The organism is Sorangium sp. So ce327 (assembly GCF_051530205.1).
In the GTDB taxonomy this organism is placed as follows: domain Bacteria; phylum Myxococcota_A; class Polyangia; order Polyangiales; family Polyangiaceae; genus Sorangium; species Sorangium cellulosum_B.
The window spans coordinates 10840557-10861470 of sequence record NZ_CP150330.1 but is presented as its reverse complement, the minus strand read 5'-3'; the positions used below and the strand labels follow the sequence as shown (position 1 = coordinate 10861470).

The 20914-nt window shown below is 69.6% G+C and carries 14 protein-coding genes; 9 read left to right on the top strand and 5 right to left on the bottom strand.

What is annotated here, in order from left to right; translation table 11 throughout:
* Positions 1–40 precede the first annotated feature (40 nt).
* Together WME95_RS40645 and WME95_RS40640 are read right to left on the bottom strand one after the other, a co-directional pair.
* Positions 41–550: an AAA family ATPase gene (locus WME95_RS40645; RefSeq protein ID WP_437904636.1), complete on the bottom strand. Its 510-nt coding sequence runs from the start codon at positions 548–550 to the stop codon at positions 41–43.
* Positions 551–796: 246 nt separating this feature from the next.
* Positions 797–1504: a TVP38/TMEM64 family protein gene (locus tag WME95_RS40640; protein ID WP_437904635.1), complete on the bottom strand. Its 708-nt coding sequence runs from the start codon at positions 1502–1504 to the stop codon at positions 797–799.
* Between the two features lie 68 nt (positions 1505–1572).
* On the opposite strand from WME95_RS40640, the gene WME95_RS40635 reads away from it, so the two are divergent.
* Positions 1573–2316, top strand: a complete 744-nt coding sequence (locus tag WME95_RS40635) for a TetR/AcrR family transcriptional regulator (RefSeq protein WP_437904634.1) — start codon at positions 1573–1575, stop codon at positions 2314–2316.
* Positions 2317–2355: 39 nt separating this feature from the next.
* Here WME95_RS40635 and WME95_RS40630 read toward each other — a convergent pair whose 3' ends face one another.
* Entirely contained in the window at positions 2356–2628 is a 273-nt protein-coding gene (locus WME95_RS40630; protein ID WP_437295277.1) for a DUF2277 domain-containing protein, read from the bottom strand.
* Between the two features lie 353 nt (positions 2629–2981).
* Between WME95_RS40630 and WME95_RS40625 the strand changes: the two genes are divergently transcribed.
* On the top strand, positions 2982–5756 hold the full coding sequence (locus tag WME95_RS40625; protein WP_437904633.1) for a hypothetical protein: 2775 nt from the start codon (positions 2982–2984) through the stop codon (positions 5754–5756).
* A gap of 88 nt (positions 5757–5844) precedes the next feature.
* Here WME95_RS40625 and WME95_RS40620 read toward each other — a convergent pair whose 3' ends face one another.
* Positions 5845–7284, bottom strand: coding sequence for a PAS domain-containing protein (locus tag WME95_RS40620; RefSeq protein WP_437904632.1), 1440 nt, complete (start codon positions 7282–7284; stop codon positions 5845–5847).
* A 666-nt stretch (positions 7285–7950) separates the two neighbouring features.
* On the opposite strand from WME95_RS40620, the gene WME95_RS40615 reads away from it, so the two are divergent.
* The 7 genes from WME95_RS40615 (at position 7951) to WME95_RS40585 (ending at position 16642) form a co-directional block, all read left to right on the top strand.
* On the top strand, positions 7951–9165 hold the full coding sequence (locus WME95_RS40615; RefSeq protein ID WP_437904631.1) for an ATP-binding protein: 1215 nt from the start codon (positions 7951–7953) through the stop codon (positions 9163–9165).
* A 461-nt stretch (positions 9166–9626) separates the two neighbouring features.
* On the top strand, positions 9627–11186 hold the full coding sequence (locus tag WME95_RS40610; RefSeq protein ID WP_437904630.1) for a cation:proton antiporter: 1560 nt from the start codon (positions 9627–9629) through the stop codon (positions 11184–11186).
* Position 11187: 1 nt separating this feature from the next.
* Positions 11188–11892 carry a potassium channel family protein gene (locus WME95_RS40605; RefSeq protein WP_437904629.1) on the top strand — a complete coding sequence of 235 codons (705 nt, stop codon included), beginning with the start codon at positions 11188–11190 and terminating at the stop codon, positions 11890–11892.
* Between the two features lie 17 nt (positions 11893–11909).
* The gene (locus tag WME95_RS40600) at positions 11910–13235 is read left to right on the top strand and encodes a monooxygenase (RefSeq protein WP_437904628.1); all 1326 of its coding nucleotides are present in this window, start codon (positions 11910–11912) and stop codon (positions 13233–13235) included.
* 82 nt (positions 13236–13317) lie between these two features.
* Positions 13318–14307 (top strand): DUF2169 family type VI secretion system accessory protein, encoded by a 990-nt coding sequence (locus WME95_RS40595; RefSeq protein WP_437904627.1) that lies wholly within the window; start codon positions 13318–13320, stop codon positions 14305–14307.
* Positions 14300–15568, top strand: coding sequence for a hypothetical protein (locus WME95_RS40590; RefSeq protein WP_437904626.1), 1269 nt, complete (start codon positions 14300–14302; stop codon positions 15566–15568). Before WME95_RS40595 ends, WME95_RS40590 begins: the two co-directional genes overlap by 8 nt.
* A 30-nt stretch (positions 15569–15598) precedes the next feature.
* Positions 15599–16642 carry a hypothetical protein gene (locus WME95_RS40585; protein WP_437904625.1) on the top strand — a complete coding sequence of 348 codons (1044 nt, stop codon included), beginning with the start codon at positions 15599–15601 and terminating at the stop codon, positions 16640–16642.
* A 121-nt stretch (positions 16643–16763) separates the two neighbouring features.
* Here WME95_RS40585 and WME95_RS40580 read toward each other — a convergent pair whose 3' ends face one another.
* Complete coding sequence (locus tag WME95_RS40580; protein WP_437904624.1) at positions 16764–20885, bottom strand: DUF6531 domain-containing protein; 4122 nt, start codon at positions 20883–20885, stop codon at positions 16764–16766.
* Positions 20886–20914 lie beyond the last annotated feature (29 nt).

Genomic DNA, 20914 nt, shown 5'->3' with positions numbered 1-20914 from the left:
GCTCGCGCCGCCCGTGGCGGCCGGGACTCCCGTCCTTGGATCAGCCGTCCGTGGTGTCGATGAACCGCATGTCGCGCCCGCTGCGCTCGGGCTCCTCGGGCGGCTCCCACATGTCGCTCGCCAGCTCGAACATGTCCGGTGGAACCACCATGGAGAACGTCTCGCCCTTCTCGCGGTTGCGCTGCTCGACCCGCTCGCGACGCAGTTCGCGGGGCGCGTCGAGCACGTAGACGGTGAGCTCGTACCCCGCGGTGTCCACCCGCTTGTACAGCCGCTCGCGGTCGCGCCGGCGGATCAGGCCGATCTCCAGCACGACGTTCGTACCCACGTCGATCGCGCTCCTCGTCAGGCTCCAGATCTGCTCGATGCAGCGCGCGGTGCGCTCGTGATACCACTCGATGATCCCCGTCTCGGGCCGATCGGGTCGGAACAGCCGCGCCATCCATTCATCCAGGTTCAGCCGGAGGGCGGCGTGGTCGCGGTAGAGCCGCTGTGCGAACGTCGATTTCCCTGCGCCCACGGGGCCGATGATCAGGTGGATTCGCGCCATTCCCCGACGCTATCCCGCCGCGCCGGCGGCGAGCAAGCGGCGCGCACGTTCCGCCCATCACAGGCGCCAGCATCTTCATGAGGGGACGCTGAAGCATCCCGTCGATTTTTTCGGGAAGATTCACAGGGAGGCGGGGAGACGGGGAGTAAAAATCCCATGAATCTCCCCGTCTCCCCGCCTCCCTGTTCAATTTCTCTCTCTCTCTCTCTCTCTCTCTCTCTCAAATGACGATAAAGGAGAGATTCGTTAGGAAGGGACGACACCGCGCCTGGAGCAGCGCCTGGCGAGCCAACCAAGGACCATGACGGCCGCCGCGGCGGCCCCCATTCCGGCCCACGCCGACGGGGGCGCGTCGCGCAGGGCGTCGAAGACCCGTTGGCCGAAATAGGCAGTCGCCAGGAGCGGCAGGGCGTACCCGGCCAGCGAGCCCCAGAAATGCGTCCAGAAGCGCACCCCGGAGACGCCGAAGAAGACGTGGAGCATGGGCGGCATCCAGAGGACGAGGCGCAGCAAGAACACCGTCACGAACGCCCGCCGCTTCAGGGCCTCGTCGTAGGCGCGGAAGCGCGCCGGCACACGCGCGGCGACCCAGTCGCGGGCGACGAAGCGCGCGAACGAGAAGCCCACGACGCTCGCCGCCATGGTGCCCGCCATCGAGAGCGCGAACGCCACCGGCCACGGCCAGATGAGCGGCGCCGCCAGGATGAACACCGTGCCCGGCACGCCGAACGGCTGGAGCGCGGCGTAGGCAAGGACGAACGCGACATACCCCCACGGCCCGAGCGAGAGCAGCGCCTGCTTGATGCGCGCCGGCTCGCCGAAGATCTCGAACAGCCCCATGCGCTGCGCGACGACGAGGAGCGCGGCGGCCGCGGCGACCACGCCGATCTTCACCCCCCGGCGGGCGCGGAAGGGAGAGAGCGCGGGATCGGCCGGAGAGGCGGGCTGGCGCACCCGACGTACCTGACAGCCCACCTGCGCACCGTCAAGGTTCCTGTTGACAATTTGGTCTATTATTGTCAATGCTGACCATCGTGAACGAGGGCGGCCCGAGCTCCACCGACAGACCCGCCGAGGATCTGCGCCGCCGCAAGCTGATGGACGCGGCGTTCACGGTGTTCCTGCGCTTCGGCTTCCGGAAGACGTCGATGGACGAGGTCGCGCGCGCGGCGGGCGTCTCGCGGCAGGGCCTCTACCTCCACTTCGCCACGAAGGAGGAGCTCTTTCGCGCGTCCGTGGGGTATTTCCTCGACACCGCGCTCGCCGCGGCCGCGACCGCGCTCGCCGACGCGGAGCGCCCCCTGGAGGAGCGGCTCGTGGCCGCGTTCGACGCGTGGATCGGCCGGTTCGTCGGCGCGCTCGGGGCCGACGCGGCCGATCTCTCGACCGCCGCGAACGAGCTCGTCGGCCCCCTCGTCGCCGAGCACGAGGGGCGGTTCGTCGAGGCCGTGGCCGAGGCCCTGCGCGCCTCCGGGCTCGCGGCCGCCTACGAGCCCGCGGGGGTCACCGGGCGCCAGCTGGCGGACACCCTGGTCTCCTCGGCGCGCGGCCTGAAGCACGGCGCCGCGACGCGTGAGGCCTTCCTCGAGGGCATGGCCATCGCCGCGCGCGTCGTGTGCTTGCCGGAGCGGCGCGCCCGGGAGGCGAGGGCGGGGCAATCGCTGCAGGCGGCGCCACCACGGCAAGGAGAGCCGCCCGCGCCGGGCCCTCGCCGCGAGGGCAAGGGGCGCGGCACGGCGCGCAAGGCGCGCGGCACGGCGCGATAGCCGGAGGGCCACCCGCGCTCGGCGCGGCGGCCCCGCGCCTCAGCCCCGGCTGAAGCGTAGCCGCGAGCGCTCGCGCGCCTTGGTCGCCTCGACCTCGCGGTCCCGCGGCGCGGCGGTCGTGGACAGCGACGCCATCAGCACGCGCGCCGCGGCCGCGACGTCCTCCACGGCCTGCGCGAACGCCGCTTCGTTGGCCTGCGACGGCCGGTTGAAGCCGCTCAGCTTCCGCACGAACTGCAGCGACGCCGCCCGGATCTCCTCCTCCGTCGCCGGCGGCTCGAAGTTGAACAGCGTCCTGATGTTCCGGCACATGGCGATCTCCCGAGGTTCGATGTGTACGGGGAACGATCCTAGTCTCGATCCACGCCGGCGCACACCACAGTCGTTGACGCGGCCACCGTGTAGGCAATTCGCGCATATGCGCGGCGAGACACACGACGTGACACACGACGAGAGACGCGGCGAGATACGTGGCGAGATACGTGGCGAGATACGTGGCGAGATACGTGACAAACGCGACACGGCCGCATCACGACATCACCCATGTTGGCTGCCCAACAGGGAGCACACCAACGGCATCAGGAAGTTCTTGATTCCTCAAGGATAACCGTGCACTTCTACACTGAGGAGTCCTTTTGCCAAAGCCCCCTGGCAAGGAGGTCGGTATGCGCCCACATCGTGCACTGCGCTCCCAGAATCGCCTGCTCTTCACCGCCGCCACGCTCGTTTGCCTCGCTGTCGGAGCAAGCGCGGAGGCGGCTCCGTCGTACACCCTCTTCGAGAGCGGTCAGGTCCGACCGCTCGCGCTCTCACCAAGCCGAAACCTGCTCTTCGCGGCCAATACACCCGACAACCGTCTGGAGATCTTCTACGTCTCGTCGGGTGGTCTGACACACATTTCATCCGTGACCGTCGGCCTGGAGCCCGTCGCCGTCGCCGCGCGCAACGACGGCGAGGTATGGGTCGTCAATCACCTCTCCGATAGCGTCAGCGTCGTCGACGTCTCGTTCCCCTTGCGGCCTCGGGTCGTGCGCACGCTGCTCGTCGGGGACGAGCCGCGGGACATCGTCTTCGGCGGTCCCGGGCGGTCGCGCGCGTTCATCACCGCCGCCCACCGCGGCCAGAACGCGCCGTTCGACCCGCAGCTGACGACGCCCGGGGTCGGCCGCGCCGACGTGTGGGTGTTCAACGCGAACGCCGTCGCGACCCAACCATCGCTCGGGGGCACCCCCCTCACCATCCTCTCCTTCTTCACCGACACGCCGAGGGCGCTCGCGGTCAGCCCGGATGGGAGCTCGGTGTACGCCGCCGGCTTCCACACCGGCAACCGCACGACCGCCGTGCACCGCGCGATCGTGGAGGACGAAGGCGGGATGCTGCCGCCGTTCACGAACTACCTCGGGGAGCCGCAGCTGACGACGTCGCTCATCGTCCAGCACGACGGGACCCACTGGGTCGACGCCGGGGGCAACCCCTGGGACGACTCGGTCATGTTCTCGCTGCCCGACAAGGACGTCTTCGTCATCGACGCCACGGCCAATCCCCCTGTCCAGCGGCCCGGCAGCGCGGGCTTCTTCACCGGCGTCGGGACCGTCCTCTACAACATGGTCGTCAACCCGGCGAACGGGAAGGTCTACGTCTCCAACACCGAGGCGTTCAACCTCGATCGCTTCGAGGGCCCGGGCACCTTCGCCGGCACGAGCGTCCGGGGGCACCTGCACGAGAGCCGGATCTCCGTGCTCGGCAGCGGCGGCTCGGTCCTGCCGCGGCACCTGAACAAACACATCGATTACTCGACGTGCTGCGCGCCGGTGCCCAACGCCGAGAACGCGAAGAGCCTGGCCACGCCGGTCGACATGGCGGTGACGAGCGACGGATCGAAGCTCTACGTCGCCGCGTTCGGGTCGAGCAAGGTCGGGGTCTTCCAGACGGCCCAGATCGAGAATGACACCTTCACGCCGAGCCTCGCGAGCCAGATCCAGGTCACCGGCGGCGGGCCGAGCGGGCTCGCGCTCGACCAGCCGCGCGGCCGCCTGTACGTGCTCACGCGCTTCGACAACTCCATCTCGATCGTCAACACGACCACGAACGCCGAGACGGCGCACATCGCCCTCCACAACCCCGAGCCGGAGAGCGTGGTCCGCGGGCGGAGGTTCCTCCATGACGCGAGCTTCTCGTCGGCCCACGGCGACTCGTCGTGCGCGAGCTGCCACGTCTTCGGCGACGTCGACAGCCTGGCATGGGACCTCGGCAACCCCGACGGGGACACCGTGACGAACCCCGGGCCGTTCACGAACATCAACCCGCCGTTCCCCGCCGATACCTCGCTGAAGCCCATGAAAGGGCCGATGACGACCCAGAGCCTGCGCGGCATGGCCAACCATGGCCCGATGCACTGGCGCGGCGACCGCACGGGCGGCAACGACGCGTCCACCGCGCAGCCGGACAGCGGGGCCTTTGACGAGCGCGCGGCGTTCGAGAAATTCCAGGGCGGCTTCACCAACCTGCTCGGCCGGCACGCGCCCATCCCCGACGAGGACATGGAGGCGTTCACGGACTTCATCCTCCAGCTCTCGTATCCGCCGAACCCGATCCGGAACCTGGACAACTCGCTGAACACCGATCAACAGGCCGGGCGCGATCACTTCTTCCGCGAAGGCGGCGCCGGGACCTTCTCGTGCAATTCCTGCCATACCCTGGACCCGGACGGGAACGCCGGTTCCAGCGATTTCCCCGGCTTCTTCGGGACGGACGGCGCGAGCATCGGCCAGGAGAACGGCCAGAGCTTCAAGATCCCCCACCTGCGCAACATGTACCAGAAGATCGGCATGTTCGGCATGGCCCCCGTCCCGAGCCTCTTCCACCTGGGAGACAACGACTTCAAGGGCGAGCAGATCCGCGGCTTCGGGTTCATGCACGATGGCGTGATGGACACGCTCTTCCGCTTCCACCAGGCGATCGGGTTCGAGCAGAGCGTCTTCTCGCCGAACGGCTTCCCGCCCGGCGCGCCCGGCGAGCTCCTCCGCGAGCAGGCCGTGGAGTACATGCTCGCGTTCGACACGAACCTCGCCCCCATCGTCGGGCAGCAGGTCACGCTCGGCTCGCACAACGCCACGGCGGCCTGGCCGCGCATCGACCTGCTCCGCCAGCGCGCCGAGGTCGGGGAGTGCGACCTCGTGGCGAAGCTCCCGTTCCTCCTCGAGGAGACCGGCCTCCTCTATGTCGGAGGTGGCCAGTTCACCGCGGCGCGGGCCGCTGCCCCGCCCTTGAGCGATCTCGTCCTGCGCTCGCTCGCCGCGCTCACCGGGCACCCGGTGACGTACACCTGCGTGCCGCCGGGCTCGGGCACGCGCATCGCCATCGACCGCGACGGCGACGGGTTCCTCGACGGTGATGAGTGCGACGCGGGCACGGATCCCGCGGATCCGACGAGCCACTGAGTCGAGCCAGCGCCGCGCCGCGCCGCCCTCCGTGCGGTGCGGCCGGCGCGGCGCCTCAGCCGCGCTCCACCCGGTACGGCGCGGCGCCTCAGCGGCGGCGCGCGCCCATGCACCAGCGCAGCGCTTCCTTCAGGCTGCGCAGCGTCTTGACCTGCGAGAGATCGAAGCCGAGGCCGACCATCGTCTGCGCGACCGGCGGGCGGATGCCGGTGACCACGCCCTTGCAGCCGAGCAGCGTCAATCCATTGATGATCTTGATGAGGTGCTGCGCCGTCGTCGTGTCGACCGAATCGAGCCCGGTGAGGTCGAGGATGGCGAAGGCGGATTGCTTCTCCACCACGCTCGCGAGCAGCGACTCCATCACCATCGCCGCGCGATCCGCGTCGACCGAGCCGATCAAGGGGACGATGAGCACGTCCTGCCAGACCTCGATGATGGGGCTCGACAGCCGCGCGATCGACTCCTGCTGATCCTGCGTCAACCGCAGCTGCTCCCGCAGCTGCTTCTCGACCCGGAGCTGCTGCGTGATGTCCTCGCAGATGGCGCCGACGCCGGTCGTCTCCCCGAGGACGTCCTTCTGGGGAACGAACCTCGTCCGCCAGATCCTGTCTCGCCGGACCTGCTCGACCTGCGCGATCTCCCCGGAGAGGGCGTGCTCGAAGGCCGCGCGCACGTCCTCGGTGTCGCCGCACAGCTCGCGCATGTGCTTGCCCAGCTCGCCTCGCTCCGTACAACCGATCTGCGCGAGCGCCCCGCCCTGCGCGATCACGCAGAGGCCGGCCCTGTCGAACGCCAGGATGGCGATGGGCATGCTGTCGATGCACGCGCGGAGCATCTCCCCCTGCACGGCGAGCCGGACGTCGTCGGCCAGGTTGATGCCGAACGTCTGGACGCCCACGATCTCGCCGTCATCGTCCCGGCGGGGCGCGTAGTGCACGATCCAGTGCACGCCCCCGGCCACGGTGTCCGTGCGGACCGGCTCCCCCTCGAGGACGCGCTTGGTCAGGCCCATGATCTCCGCGTCCGCTCCGTAGAGATCGAACATGTTCATTCCGACGAGCTGATGTCGTTTGAGCCCCATGCTCTCGAGCCCTTTGCCGTCGGAGACATGGAGCGTGCCCGCCCGATCGCACCACCAGACGATCGCATCCATCGTCTGGAACACGTCGACGAGGATGCGCGCCTGGTCCTCCCACACCTTGCGATCGGGCTTCACGGCAGCCCAGAGCGCCGTGTCGTCGGCCCGCCACAGCGTCCAGTGGAGCGGGACGCTCTCCCCGCGGGCGCCCACGACGCGCGCCGCGGCGGAGACGCTGCCCGCGGCGGCGCGCGCGCCGGTGATCCGGGCCGACAGCTCGCCCCGATCGTCCTCGTGAACGCGCTCCAGGAGCCGACCGGACGGGCCGACGCAGCGCTCCCAGGCCGCGTTGCAGGCCACCACCTCCCCGGCGCTGGAGAGCAACGCCAGCGGTGTGGGTGTGCCGTCAAGCAGTGTCTTACACGAGAGCGAAGCGAGCCTGTCGTCCATTGAATCCTTGCAACGGGCCAGAAGCGACGACCCTCGGCGCGCCAGCCCCAGGCCTCTCACGGTGGGTGAACAAACGCGCTGTGGGCGCCGTCACGACACCTGGTGCGAAGAGGTGGGATGCTGCTCGGATTCTCGGCGCTGGGGTCATCGAGCCTGGCACCATGGCGAACCGTAACGTGGTGATATCATTTGAGGGCGCCGAGGCGCCAGCCTCATCGCTAGACGCGCCGCGGCGCATCGACGCCCGCGCGACCTCGCGCCGGATGGCGAGCGCCCGCTGCCCCACCACATCGCCCCTCGGCGCTCGGCATGAAGCGATGGCCGACAGCGGTTCTGGCGGAGGGAGGGTTCTGCTGCTTGTGCGAGGACGCGAGCGGGCGCGGCGCTCGGGGTGGCGCGCGTGCATCCGCCGAGAGGTCGGCCTCGGGCTCGCCGCGTGGAACGGAGAACGGCCGCCGCTGCACGGCCGCCGAGCGCGAGGCGGGCGCGCGGACACTGGCGGTGACGTGCGCTGGGGGACGTCGTTTAACGCGTCGCGCTCGCCTTGTCGTGCGCGCAAGCGCGCGTTAGAGACCCCTCCACATGGAACCCGAGGGCCACGAGAGATGCGCTGACTCGGACCCGAGTTTCCGACATCTCCATCCTTGCGAGCGCCTCATCAGCGTCGTGCAGGACCTCTCGCTGGCCCGCGACCTCCAGGCGATCATGCAGATTGTCGATCGGGCCGCCCGCGACCTCACGGGCGCCGACGGCGCTTCCTTCGTGCTCCGCGACGGCGACCTCTGTTACTACGCGCAGGAAGACTCGATCGCCCCGCTCTGGCAGGGGAAGCGGTTTCCGATGTCGGCGTGCGTCAGCGGTTGGGTGATGCTGAATCGGAGGCCGGCGGTCATCGGCGACATCACGCGCGATCCCCGCGTCCCGATCGACGCCTATCGGCCGACCTACGTGCGGAGCATGGCCATGGTGCCGATCCGCGCGCGCGCCCCGCTCGGGGCGATCGGGACCTACTGGAGCTCCCCACGAGAGATCCCGCAGCGCGAGGTGTCGCTGCTCCAGGCGCTCGCCGGCAGCGCCGCCGTGGCCCTGGAGAACGTCGCGCTCCACGACGGCCTGGAGAAGGGCAAGGCGAGGGCGCGCGAGGTCGAGGCGGCGAACCGCGATCTCGAGGAGAGGCAAAAGGCCCTGGAGGAGCTCCACCGGCAGAACGAGGCGCTGAGCGAGTTCCTCGCGCACGATCTCAGGAGCCCCGCCGCCGGCATCATCCTCGCCGCGCAGGCGCGCCTGAAAAAGCAGGATCTCCCGGATCCGGAGCGGCGCCGATGGAATGCCGTCCTCACCTCGGCCGAGGTAATTCAGCGCACCGCGCTGAACCTGCTCGACGTCGCGAGCCGCCAGCACGGGATGTTCGTGCTGCGGCCCGCCGAGCTCGACCCGGCGTCGCTGTTCGAAGGTGTCGCCAAGATCCTGGAGCCGCTCGCCGCGTCGCGCGGGCAGCGAATCGAGCTCTGCCCCGCCATGCCGAGCTGTCTTCTCCGCGCCGATGAGGAGCTCGTGCGGCGCGTGCTGCTGAACCTCGTCGACAATGCGCTCCGTCATAGCCCGCCCCGGGCCGCGGTGCGCCTCGAGGCGCGGTGGCTCGACCCGGGCTGGGTCGAGCTCAACGTGTGTGATGAGGGCCTGGGGATCCCGGCCCACCTGCGCGACCGCATCTTCGACAAGTATGCGCGGCTCGCCGACGGGGGCGCGATCTCTGCGACCGGCCGCGGCCTCGGGCTGACGTTCTGCCGGCTGGTCGTCGAGGCGCACGGCGGCAGGATCGACGTGAGGGACAACGAGGGGCGCGGGAGCCGATTCTGCGTTCAGCTGCCGGCAGGCTGACAGAAGCGCATCGAGCGCGCTGAGAGCCGGTGTCGGGGGCCGCTCCTGAAGCATTCCTCGAGTTCATCGGGAGAATTCACAGGGAGACGGGGAGGCGGGGAGTAAAATCGCACCCGTCTCCCCGTCTCCCCGTCTCCCTGTTCAAATTCCCCTTCTCTGTTCGAGTTCCCGCCAAAGATGCCAGCAAGATGAGGGCATTGCTCCACGACGACGAAGCGATGATGTCGTCTCATGTGATCTATCAATACCCCACCTCTTCCCGGGCGGCCGAGCGAGAGGCGCGCGGGCGCGCGCGTGCCTCTCGCTCGACCGCCCGGCGACGCCGCTCGCGTCTTGCGATTCCTGAGGCGATCAGGTAGCGCAAGATCCACGGTGAGCTCTCCTGCGGACCCCGTGCACATCGCGACGCGCCCGCCGCGGGCGCCCTCCCTCGTGCTCGCGCCGCGGCCGCGAGGTGCCTCATGAGGGAGCGGCTCGAGAGCCTGCTCCTCGTCCTGGCCGTCGGCTCGGCGGTCGCGATCGGGGCGAAGCGCGTCTCGATTCCCTACAACGTCGCGCTCGTGCTCGTGGGGCTGCTGCTCGTCGTCGTCGACGTGCTCCCGAAGGCGCCGATGGACCCGGAGGTCATCCTCATCGCGTTCCTCCCGGTGCTCGTGTTCGAGGGCGCCCTGTTCGCGGACGCGGACAGCCTGAGGGGCGCGAGCCGGCCGATCCTCGCGCTCGCCGTGCCGGGCGTGCTCATCTCGCTGCTCGGCACCGCCGCGGTGGCGACGCAGCTGCTCGCGCTCCCGTTCGCCGCGGCGCTCCTCCTCGGCGCGCTGCTCTCGATCACCGACACCGTGAGCGTGCTGCTCGCCTTCCGCAGCGTCCGCGTGCCGCACCGGCTCGCGGCCATCATGGAAGGCGAGAGCCTCTTCAACGACGGCACGGCGCTCGTGCTCGTGGTGCTCGCGTCGCAGGTCCTCGCGAGCGGCACCTTCGACGGCGCCGAGAGCTTCCGCGCGCTCACCCTGGCCATGGTCGGTGGCGCGGCCGTCGGGGGCGCGTTCGGCGCCGTCGGCGCGTCCCTCCTCCGCCGCACGCCGGATCACCTGACCGCGATCCTCGCCTCCATCGTGCTCGTGTTCGCCACGGCCCTGCTCGCCGAGCGGCTCCACGCCTCGCCGGTCATCGCCGTCGTGGTCCTCGGGGTGATCGTCGGCAGGGCCGCGCGCCGCATCCTCGAGCCCTCGCGCGTGCTCGCGCTCCAGGGCTTCTGGGAGACGAGCGGCTTCTGCCTCAACGTGGTGCTCTTCGAGCTCGTCGGCATGCAGATCCAGGCGGACATGCTCGTGCGCGAGGCGGCGTCCATCGGCCTCGCGCTGATCGCCCTGCACGGGGGCAGGGCGGTGGCCGTCTACGGCTGCTTCGGCGTGCTCCGGGCGCTCACGGGCGAGGTCGTGCCCTTCCGCTGGCAGCACGTGATGCTGGTCGGCAACATCAAGGGCGCGCTGTCGATGGCGGCGGTCCTCAGCCTCCCGAGCGGCCTGCCGTACCGCGACCGCCTGATCACGATCGTCTTCGGCGTCACCTTCGTCACGCTGGTCGCGCAGGCGCTGCCGTTCGCTCGGCTGCTCAGGTTCCTGCGGGTCGCGATCCCGACCGCGGACGCCGCGCTCGACGCCGCGAAGGCCACGCTCATCGCGGCGCGGCGCGGCCAGTCCGAGCTCGACGATCTGCTCGCGGCGGGCCTCGTGTCCCGCAAGGAGCACGCAGAGCGCCGCGCCGCGTTCCAGCGGCAGGTCATCCACGCGGAGGTGGCGCTCCAGACGCCGCAGGGCGAGGTGGTCCGCGACCACCTCACCGATCTCGCCCTCCTCTCGGCGCAGAAGGCGGCGGTGCTCGACGCGGCGAGGCGGGGCCTCATCGCCGCCGACACCGCGCACGCCCACGTGAACCGGATCGACAGGGCCATGGTGGAGCTCCCCGGCGGACACGCGGCGCCCGGCGCGCACCCTCACGAGCACGAAGGAGAGAGCTGACATGCGCGTTCTCATCGCGGGCGCCGGGCGCGCAGGGCTGAGCGTCGCGGTCCACCTCGCGAAGATGGGCCACGACGTGACGACCGTCGATCGCGACGAGGCGATCGCCAACAGCGCCTTCGAGCGGCACGGCCTCGTCTCGCTCGTGGGCGACGCGACCGACGCCGGGCTCCTCCAGGAGGCCGAGGTGGCGCGCGCCGACGTGGTGGTGGCGATGCTCCGCCGCGACGCCGACAACCTCGCCGTGGCGCTCCTCGCGCAGGCCGGGGGGGCCAAGCGCGTCATGGTGCGCATGCGGGACCCCGCCTACCGGGGCGTGTACATCCGCGCGGGCGTGGACCAGATCCTCTCCGAGATCGACGTCTTCATCGGCGCGATGGCCACCGCCATCGAGCACCCGGGCGTCCGCCACGCGATGGTGCTCGGCGCCGGCGAGTCGGTCGCGTTCGAGCTCGACGTCCCGGTCGACTCGGTGATCGCGGGCCGCACGGTGAGCACCATCGCGGGCAGCGCCAGCTTCCCTTCGTCGTGCGTCTTCGCCGGCGTCTACCGCCCGGATGGCCGCGTCGAGGCGCCGCGCGGCTCCTCCGTCGTCGCGGGGGGCGCCACGGTGCTCCTCGTGGCCGCGCGCGACGAGCTCGCCGAGGTCATCGCGTTCTTCCTCCGGCGCGAGCCCGCGAGCGGCGGGGCCCACGAGCGCCGCTGACACGAGGCAGGTGTTCTATGATGAGGTGCGCGGGGATCACGGGCTCATGGGCATGCCTTGCGGCGGCGCTGGCCGCCCTCTCTGCCTGCGGCCGCGATGACGCCGGGGCCGCGGCGGGCGGCGGCGTCCAGGCCGTCGTCACGTACTACCGGGACGTCAAACCCATCCTCGACGCGCGGTGCGCGGGGTGCCACAGCGACGGCGGCGTCGCGCCGTTCTCGCTCGAGGGCCACGAGACCGCGGCGTCCTGGGCCGCGCCCATCAAGCGGGCCGTCGTCGAGCGCACGATGCCCCCCTGGCCGGCCGACAACGGCTGCGCCGAGTACGTGGGCGACCGCTCCCTGTCCGAGCAGCAGATCCAGACCATCGCCGCGTGGGTCGACGGCGGCGCGGCCCTGGGTGATCCGGCGGACGAGGGCCCGCCGATCGATCCGCCGGCGAGCGCCGCGCTCGCGCGTGTGGACCGGACGCTCGAGATGCCTGTCGAGTACACCCCGCAGACGGGGCCCGACGAGTACCGCTGCTTCGTGATCGACTGGCCGGAGGAGGCCGTGCGGTACGTCACGGGCTTCGGGATCAGGCCCGGCGAGCAGCGCGTCGTCCACCACGTGATCGCCTTCATCGCGGCGCCGGACCAGCTCGCCGAGCTCGACGTCCTCGACGCGGCCGACCCGGGCCCGGGTTATCCCTGCTACGGCGGCCCTGGGCTCAAGCCGCGCTGGCTCGGCGGCTGGGTGCCCGGCGGCGGGAGCATGATCTTCCCGCCGGGCGCGGGCACCCGGATCGAGCCTGGCTCCAGGCTGATCATGCAGGTCCACTACAACACGCTGACGGCGGGCAAGCTGCCCGATCGCACGGCGATCGACGTGACGCTGGAGAGCTCGGTCGAGCGGGAGGGCACGATGCAGCCGTGGGCGAACCCGGCCTGGCTCAGCGGCGACTCCATGCTGATCCCTGCCCTGGAGAGCGACGTCGTCCACCGCTGGGGGGCCGACCCCTCCCGTGCGCTCGCGGGCAGCGCGCCGATCGAGATCCACTGGGTGGGCCTCCACATGCACACGCTCGGCACGCGCGCGCGCCTCGAGATCGAGCGCGCCGGCGGCGGCTCGGAGTGTGTGCTCGACATCCCGCGCTGGGACTTCCACTGGCAGGGAAACTACAAGCTCGCCGAGCCCAAGGTGCTCGAGCCGGGCGACAAGCTGTCGATCGAGTGCCACTGGGACAACACGCCCGAGAAGCAGCCGATCATCGACGGACAGCCGCGGGTCCCCGGGGATGTCGTCTGGGGAGAGGGCACGACCGACGAGATGTGCCTCGGCACGTTCTACATGACCGGGCGCTGAGCGCAGGTTTGCCTGACGTGATCTTCGGGGATCGCGGCGTGCCTGCGTATAGGATGCAAGACCAACCGTCGGATCTTCGTCCGTGAGCATCGCGAACCAGACCCCCTTCGCCGTCCAGCCCGTGCCGCTCCTCGATCGCGAGGGCAACGATGTCCTGGTTGCCATCGTCAAGGGCACGTTCGTCCTCGATCGGAGCGGGGGCTCGAGGCTCGCCGACGACCCCGCGCCGGTCCGTGTCGCCGACGAGCCCTGGGAGCCCGAGAGTCCGCGGAGCAGCCTCCGTTTCCCGTCGGATCTCGGCGTCGCCAAGCTGGGCACGGACGTGGTGGTGACCGGCGACGCGATCGCCCCCGAGAAGGTGAGGGTGCTCGACGTCGCGGTGCGGGTCAGGCAGCGGCTCACGCCCCTGCGCGTCCACGGGCAGCGCTTCTTCTTCAAGGGCGTCCTCGGCGTCGGGATCGGGCCTGCTGCGCCGTTCGAGCGGGTGCCGATCGTCTACGAGCGGGCGTATGGCGGCATGTCGGAGGACCTCTCGGTGGTCGATCTCCGGAACCCGGCCGGCGTCGGCGCGGCGAGGAGCGCGGCGGACCTCGTGGACACGAGAGCTCCGCAGATCGAGCACCCGGAGCGGCCCCACGTGTCCGCCTCGGATCGCCATGTGCCGGTGGGCTTCGGCGCGATCATGATGCACTGGTCGCCGCGCCTCGAGCACGCTGGCACGTTCGACGAGCGGTGGAAGGCGGCGCGGATGCCGCTCCCGCCGGAGGATCAGGACATCCGCTTTGGCAACGTCGCCCACCCTTCGCTCCAGTTCGAGGAGCACCTCGCGCCCGGGGATCCGGTGGGCATCGTCGGCATGTCGCTCGAGCCGGTCGTCTTCGCGCTACCGGCGTTTCCGGTGGTGGCGAGCGCGCGTTACGACACGGGGGAGCGCGTGGTCGTGCGGCCGCCGATCGACACGGTGCTGATCCAGCCCGAGGCGCGGCGGGTGGAGCTCGTGGCGCGCGCCGTGTTCCCGATCGGCAGGGGCCGGCGGGTCCTGCGCGAGGTCGTGGTGCGCGGCGATGGGTGACGCGGCGGGCGGCGCTGGGGAGCCTGTGGATCCCGAGATCGCGGGCGTGCCGCTCTCGGCCTATGCGGCGGTGCTGGCGTACACGGCCGAGGGCGTCTCGCTCGAGGCGAGCCTGGAGCACGCCGCGATCGCCGCCGGAGCCTGGCCGCCTGCGGAGGAGGCCTGGTCGGAGCGCCTCGCCGGGAGCGCGATGGGGGACGGGGCGCTGCTCGCGGCGTGCGACGAGCATCGCCTCGCGGCGCAGGCGCATGTGGAGCGCAAGGTGCCTCCGCTCGACACGGACCTGCGCGCCTGGCTCGATTTCTTCCGTGCGTTCACGGCGTCGGAGGATCCGCTCGGGTTCCTCGAGGCGCGCGGGCTCGGCGAGGGCGACGTGTTCCGGCTGTTGGGCGCCTGGCAGGAGCGGATCGTGGCCGAGGGGGGCGTGCGCGCCGAGGCGACGGCGATCCTCGCCGCCGCGCCCGGGCCGGTGCCGGAGGTGCGGCCTGAGGCGCCGGTGCTGAGGGCGTCGACGCGGAGGCCACGTGGCGGCGGAGCGGCGGCCGTGAAGAAGGCGCGGGCGGTGGTGGGGATGCCGCTCGAGACGGCGGATCTGCCGCGGGATCTATCGAAGCTGATCTTGCCGTTCGTGAAGCAGCCGGGGGGCGCGCAGAGGGCGGAGCCGCCTGCGCCGGCGGCGAGGTCGGGGCCCGGGCTTTTGCCGGCACTGGCTGTTCCGGAGCTGCCGAAGCCGGTGCTCGCGCAGAAGGAGATCGCCGAGACGGCGCCGGCGTTCCCGGCGCCGAGCCGGCCGGCGCTGCCGTTTGGCGCGCGCGCGGGGGAGGGCGTCGAGGTGAGCTCCGGGTTGCCGGCTGCGGGGCTGCCGCCGTTGCGTGAAGGGGCGTTGGAGGAGTCGATTGCCGGGACGCCAGGCGTCGGGACGGCGCCTGTGATGTTCGAGGCCGTGAAGCCGGCGCTTCCGTTCGCCCCGTCGCCCGGGGGGCCGTCGTCGGCCGCCCCGCCGTCGTCGGGCGGCAGCGCGCGCTCGCCGGCGGCCGATGGTCCCCGGCTCTCGCTGGAGGACTACGCTGCGATGCTCGCGGAGATCGCGGCGAGCCCTGCGACTGCGACGGCGGCGATCGCGCGTTACGGGCTCACCCGCGAGGCGAAGAGCGCCGAGGACGCGGCGTGGCAGGCCAGGTTCGCGGCGGAGCCCGGGCTGCGGATGAAGTGGATGCGGGCGCTGGTCGAGGCGGGCGAGCGGGTTCGCGGGAAGCGGTGAGGGAGCGAGGGAGGAGGAGTCGAGCACGGTATGTTCAGGGCCATCGCATCATCGCCGCAGCCCATCCGGTTGCACAGGCTGCGTGGGGCGATCCTCGCCTCTACCGGGTTTCACGTCGCGCGGGCTCAGGGGGGCCAGCTCCACGAGATGCGGAAGCTGGAGTTGCCGGGGGCTCCGGACGCTCAGCCGCAGTTCGCGCGGTCTGTCCCGCCGCAGATCACCAGCATGGTGGGCCGGTGGCCTGACCAGGTCTGGGCTCTTGTCTATGCAGGGCAGGGGATGCGCGCCATCGAGGGGCCGATGCCTGGTGCCACGCTCTGGATCCAAGTCAGCAGGAATGTGGTGGTTCGTTGGGACGACGCCTCTGGTTGCTGGGTGGAACACCCCGAGAACGAGTGGGTTGGTGAGTGGGCTGAGCGGGTGATCGTCACGGGATCCGACGGCAGGTTCAGATGGGCGGACGGCGCAGACACACCGATCGATCCCGTGCTCACTCAGGGTATTTTTGCATACAATCCTTATGTGACCAGGGCCGGCGAGGTCATCCTTCGCGTCATACAATCCCCGCAGTACGAGCCTGGCTGGTGGATCTTTCGGCGAGGAGAGCGCGAGCCAAAGCGGTTCGAGTGGCCACCTGGAGTGGATGAGCAGAGCGCGGCGATCTTCATCGACTATCGGTCGAACGGGCTCTTCGCCTCAGGTATGCTGACGTCGGCGGAGAAATTTGTCGCACACCGTGTCCAGGGAGAATGGAAGTTGCTGCCGCCCTTCCGCGAGAGCCACGAAGTGCAGGGCATCTTGACCACATCCTCGGGGCAAGTCTTTCTGTGTGCACATGCGTACTCCATGCCAGTGCGCATTTACCGTCTGACGGCCGGAGGGGACTGGGAGAGTGTTTCGGTGCCGTTTCATACGAAGTGCAGCGGCGCTTCTTTGTTTGAGCTTGATGCTGCGAGGGTCGGTGGCTGTCCTCCGTATCAGCTCATGGCCAGCGAGAACGATGAGCTGTGGCTCACCGCCGACTTCGCAGTTGACGACGTGCATCGCGCCGTCCTTTACCATGCCTCTGTCTAGCTCGCGGGTGTTGAGATGGCTCTCGGACATGTCCGCGAACGAGCTCCGCGGTACCTGTGATCTGCTCCGCGGATGACGCAGGATTGATGAAGGATATGCTCACAGACTCATTGAACACCCATTAGCCCGACGGAGGGCGTCGAAAGGGCAGTCCATTGTCCGGTCGGGCAACGTCGAGCGGCTGCGTGTTCGAGCCTGGCTTGACGTTGAGCGGCTGCGTGTTTGAGCCCGGTTTGATCTGGTCGGGCAGCGTCGTGTATTGGTCGTGTCGGTTGCCCTGACGGGGCATGCCATTATAGAACGAGTTCCACTGTCCGGGGCGCGTGTAGTCTGGCGGAGGCTCGGGCTTGCCAGGCTTGGGTACATACGTCGCGCTATTGGCGACTCCGACTGGAGGTCCGATGTAGAGGCCGAGGTTCCAGACTACATCACTCGGACCGTAAACGTACCGGTTCGGAAAGGAGCGAGATATCTGCTGGGCCACGCCGTCTGGCATGCGACCCACGTTGCACGAGTTGAGGACGATGTTTCCTGCGCTGTTGTAGTTCCCGACAGCGCCGATCATCTCCAGGAGCTGGCGCGGCGTATGGTGGGTCGTCATCCCGTTCGCGTCTCGCACCGCCACGTGGTGGGCGGTCCCGTGCACCGCGATCACGTACTTGCTCGGGTCCGGCTTGACCTCGGTCATGCACACGGCGATGAACCCGTCATGCGCCGGGTTGCCGATGATGACGCAGGAGAGTCCCAGCGGATCGACATGGGTGGTGGGGCTGCCGTCGAAGGCGAACAGATTGCGGCTTCCGAGCAGCTCGAGCGGATCCGGCGTCAAGAAGCGCGCGGTCTTCGGGTCGAAGTAGCGGTAGCGGACATAACAGAGCCCGGTCTCCTCGTCGTGGTATTGGCCGAGCAGCCGGAAGGGAGACGCCACGGATGCGCCGTCCTCACGTCGCGCGGTCTCGACGATGAGGCCGAAGGCCGCGTGGCGCGCTGACCACGCGACGTCACCCTTCACGCCGATGAGCTCGGTCGGGGTGCCGAGATGGTCGGTGATGACCGCATGGACCGCGGCGCCCTCCTGCTGGAGAAGCGGGCACATCGTCCCCGGCTCATGCACGAAGATGCGCGCGCCGCGCTCGGAGTCGAGCTCTGCAGCGAGGCAGAGGCCGTCCCATAGGTACTCGACAACGCGGGGTTTCGGCGCCTCCGCCATCGCCAGCGCGCCCGGTGAGGAGGGCGGGATGATCTCCTTCCTGATCCTGCGGCTGAACGCGTCGTAGCTGAAGAGCACACGCGTGCCGTCGCGGAGCTGGGCTTCGCGGAGCTGGCCGCGACAGTCCCAAAGGTACTGCGTCTCGCCGTCCGATCGAGCCTCGCGAATTCGCCGGTTCGCGCTGTCGTAAGCGTAGGTGGCCTCTTCGGTGCGTAACAAGAGTCCGCCCGGCCCCATCTCCCAGGCCGAGCTCGCGGGCTTCAGCGAGCCTCCTGCGTCGTACACGAAGGACTCGCGCCCCTTCGGAGAGCTCGCCTCGAGCAGCATCCCGAGCCGATCGTAGCCGTAGCGTGTGAGCCCCCAGCGCAGATCGTTGCGCTCGACGAGCGCGCCAGAGGGATCGTAAGCGTAGCGGCGATCCACGAGCGTGCGGTCGGCGACGCCGACCCAGTCGCGGATGGGGCGCGCCATCGGGTCGAGCTCGCGCCGCGCCTCCACGCCCGCACCAACGAAGACCTTGCGGACCACCGAACCTGCGAGATCGCGCTGGATCTCCACGCGATAGCCGTCGTGATCGAGCGACGAGACGTTGCCTTCCTCATCGTAGGCATAACGAGTCACGTGCCCCGTCGGGAGGTGGCGAGCGATGCAGCGGTTCTGACCGTCGTACTCGTAGCGGATCGTCCGGCCGTTCTGAGTCTCTCTTACGACGCGGCCGAGCGTGTCGTGCTCGACGGAGAGACGGATTTCACCGCTCGGATCGTCGACGATGTAGTCGACGACGCGGTCCTCGGGCGTCTCGACCCTGATCGCTCCGTGCGGCGTCTCTTCCGCGAGGAGCCTGCCTGCCCCGTCATAGCGGAGCGCGCGGAAGGTGCCGTCAGGGTTCTCCACGCGCGCAAGGCGACCGTTCTTGCCGTGCTGCGCGCGGGAGACGCGGCCGTCATACGAACGGTGTTCGCGGAGGTTGCCGGCGCGATCATAGCGGAAATCGAAGGTCTCGCCCTTCGGGTTCTTCACCTGCTGCAGGCGCTCGTTGAGGTCATACGATAAGGACCAGACCGAGCCATCGGGCAGGATCGCCTCGATGGGAGATTTCAGGCCGGCGTAGCGGAACGCTTCGACGCGCCCGAGCGCATCCGTGCGGCGGGTCAGGCGGCCGAGCGCATCGTGCTCGAAGCGCAGCGAGGTCCCGTCCGGTAAGTGCAGCGCGGCCGGCCGACCGAGGGCGTCGAGCTCGCGGCGCGTCACCCTTCCCAAAGGATCGATGTAGGCGACCGGGCGCCCGAGCGCGTCGTGGCGCCAGCGGCGGATCCCTCCGCGAGGCGTGCGCTCCTCGATGGCGTTGTGCTGCTCGTCGTAGATGAAGGCGCCGCGAAGCCCGTCCGGTCCGTGCACCTCGGCGAGGCGCCCCTGTTCGTCGTACTTCAGCGCGAGAAAGGCGCCGGACGCGTACTTTATCGAGATAAGTCGATTCCGGTGGTCATAGCCGAAATCGGTGCACACGCCACCCACGCGGCGCCGCACGAGCAGATCCTCCGCATAGTCAAGCTCGACGAGCGGGCCGAGTGGATCGGCCATCCGCGTGATGTTGCCTCGCGCGTCACGGGTGAGCGTCAGCGTGTCACCTGCCGCGTTTTTGGCCTTGAGCAGCAGGCCATCGGCATCGAACTCGAGATCGCGCACGGAGAGGCCGTCGGTCGAGGCCTCGCGCACCACCGAGCCGTCTTCGGGCCGCCACTTGAAGACGCGGGGTTCGGGGTTGCCGGTGAAGTGCGTGGTCCCCTGGTCGAGATCGTAGGTGAGATCGCCGGCATGGAGATCGCCGTCGCCCCAGGAGCGGACGCAGCGACCTGTCTCGGCATCGTAGAGGTAGTGGAAAGAGAGGCCGGTCGGGAGCGTCTTCCGATTGAGGCGGCGCTGCTCGTCGTAGCCGTACGTCTCGGTATGGCCTAACGCATCGGTCACCTGCGCGAGCTCGCCAGCATCGTTGTACGCGAACGAGACGGCGTGGATCGGGGCGCGCCCTTCGCCGCCTGGGGCGAAGACATCGAGACGCACGATGTGGCCGTTGCCATCGTGCTTGAGCGTGATCGTGCGGCGCGCGGTGTCGACGACCCGCGCGAGCCCCTCCACGTCGTACTCGAGGATAACCTTGTGTCCGGATTCGTTGGTGATCTCGCGGAGGACTGCGCGTCCGCCGCCGCTCGGGCGAAACGTGCGGGTGAGGCGTGTATCGAGCGAGAAGACGGTGGCTCCGCCGCCTGTGTCGCGGGTGATGACGAGGCGCTTGCCGCGGTGAAAGGCCGGCTCGCGTGGCTTGGTGGCACGCACGGTGACAGTGGAGCCATCTGCCTCGCGTAGGCGCAGCGCGTCGCCGTCGATCTCGATCCACTGGTGGTATGTGTGGGTCCAGCCGCCTCGACCGAGCGGCGTGTGCTCGCGGGTGCGCGCCGAGCTGTACAGGCGCTTCCACTCGATCGGGATGAGGCCAGGGATCGATAGATCCAACGTCTCGTCGATCACGTCGCCGGACGCGACGGAGATCGGATCCAGGACTACCATCACGTTTACAGAGGCGCCGACGTACGTGGTGGCCTGGATGATGTCCGCCGCCAGGAGCACCCCGCTCAGCTGGGAGAGCTTTGCCGTCGCGCCAGCTGCGTTGAGCCACACATGGTCACCGGTACAGGCGATCCCACGAGCACCGCACGTGACAGTTGTTGTCGAGGTGAAGACATTGCACGCTTTGTTCACGACGTGCGACACGACGTCGCCGCCGGTCCCTTGGCAAGGGATGTTACCCGGCTCGCGGACGTCCATCGTGCTGCCATCCAGGAGCACCGGCGCGCCCCCAATCTCGATCCGCTCGCCTGTATCCGTCGCACTCGACGAGAGCGCGACGTACACGAACGGGCTTGGCACCGGCCCGGTCGGAGCCGGTGGCGGCGCTGTGCTGATGGCCGGGACAGGGCCAGGACAGAAGTGATTGCTCCGCGTCGTCGCGATATATTTGTAATTGATCGTCGCCACGGCGTTCTCTCCCTCTCCCGCTCGCCCCC

Excerpts from the sequence above, each read along its gene's own strand:
- WME95_RS40590 (WP_437904626.1), top strand. The coding sequence starts at position 14,300 with ATGGGTGACGCGGCGGGCGGCGCTGGGGAGCCTGTGGATCCCGAGATC.
- WME95_RS40600 (WP_437904628.1), top strand. The coding sequence starts at position 11,910 with ATGATGAGGTGCGCGGGGATCACGGGCTCATGGGCATGCCTTGCGGCG.
- WME95_RS40620 (WP_437904632.1), bottom strand. The coding sequence starts at position 7,284 with ATGGACGACAGGCTCGCTTCGCTCTCGTGTAAGACACTGCTTGACGGC.
- WME95_RS40645 (WP_437904636.1), bottom strand. The coding sequence starts at position 550 with ATGGCGCGAATCCACCTGATCATCGGCCCCGTGGGCGCAGGGAAATCG.
- WME95_RS40585 (WP_437904625.1), top strand. The coding sequence starts at position 15,599 with ATGTTCAGGGCCATCGCATCATCGCCGCAGCCCATCCGGTTGCACAGG.
- WME95_RS40610 (WP_437904630.1), top strand. The coding sequence starts at position 9,627 with ATGAGGGAGCGGCTCGAGAGCCTGCTCCTCGTCCTGGCCGTCGGCTCG.
- WME95_RS40635 (WP_437904634.1), top strand. The coding sequence starts at position 1,573 with ATGCTGACCATCGTGAACGAGGGCGGCCCGAGCTCCACCGACAGACCC.
- WME95_RS40605 (WP_437904629.1), top strand. The coding sequence starts at position 11,188 with ATGCGCGTTCTCATCGCGGGCGCCGGGCGCGCAGGGCTGAGCGTCGCG.
- WME95_RS40630 (WP_437295277.1), bottom strand. The coding sequence starts at position 2,628 with ATGTGCCGGAACATCAGGACGCTGTTCAACTTCGAGCCGCCGGCGACG.
- WME95_RS40625 (WP_437904633.1), top strand. The coding sequence starts at position 2,982 with ATGCGCCCACATCGTGCACTGCGCTCCCAGAATCGCCTGCTCTTCACC.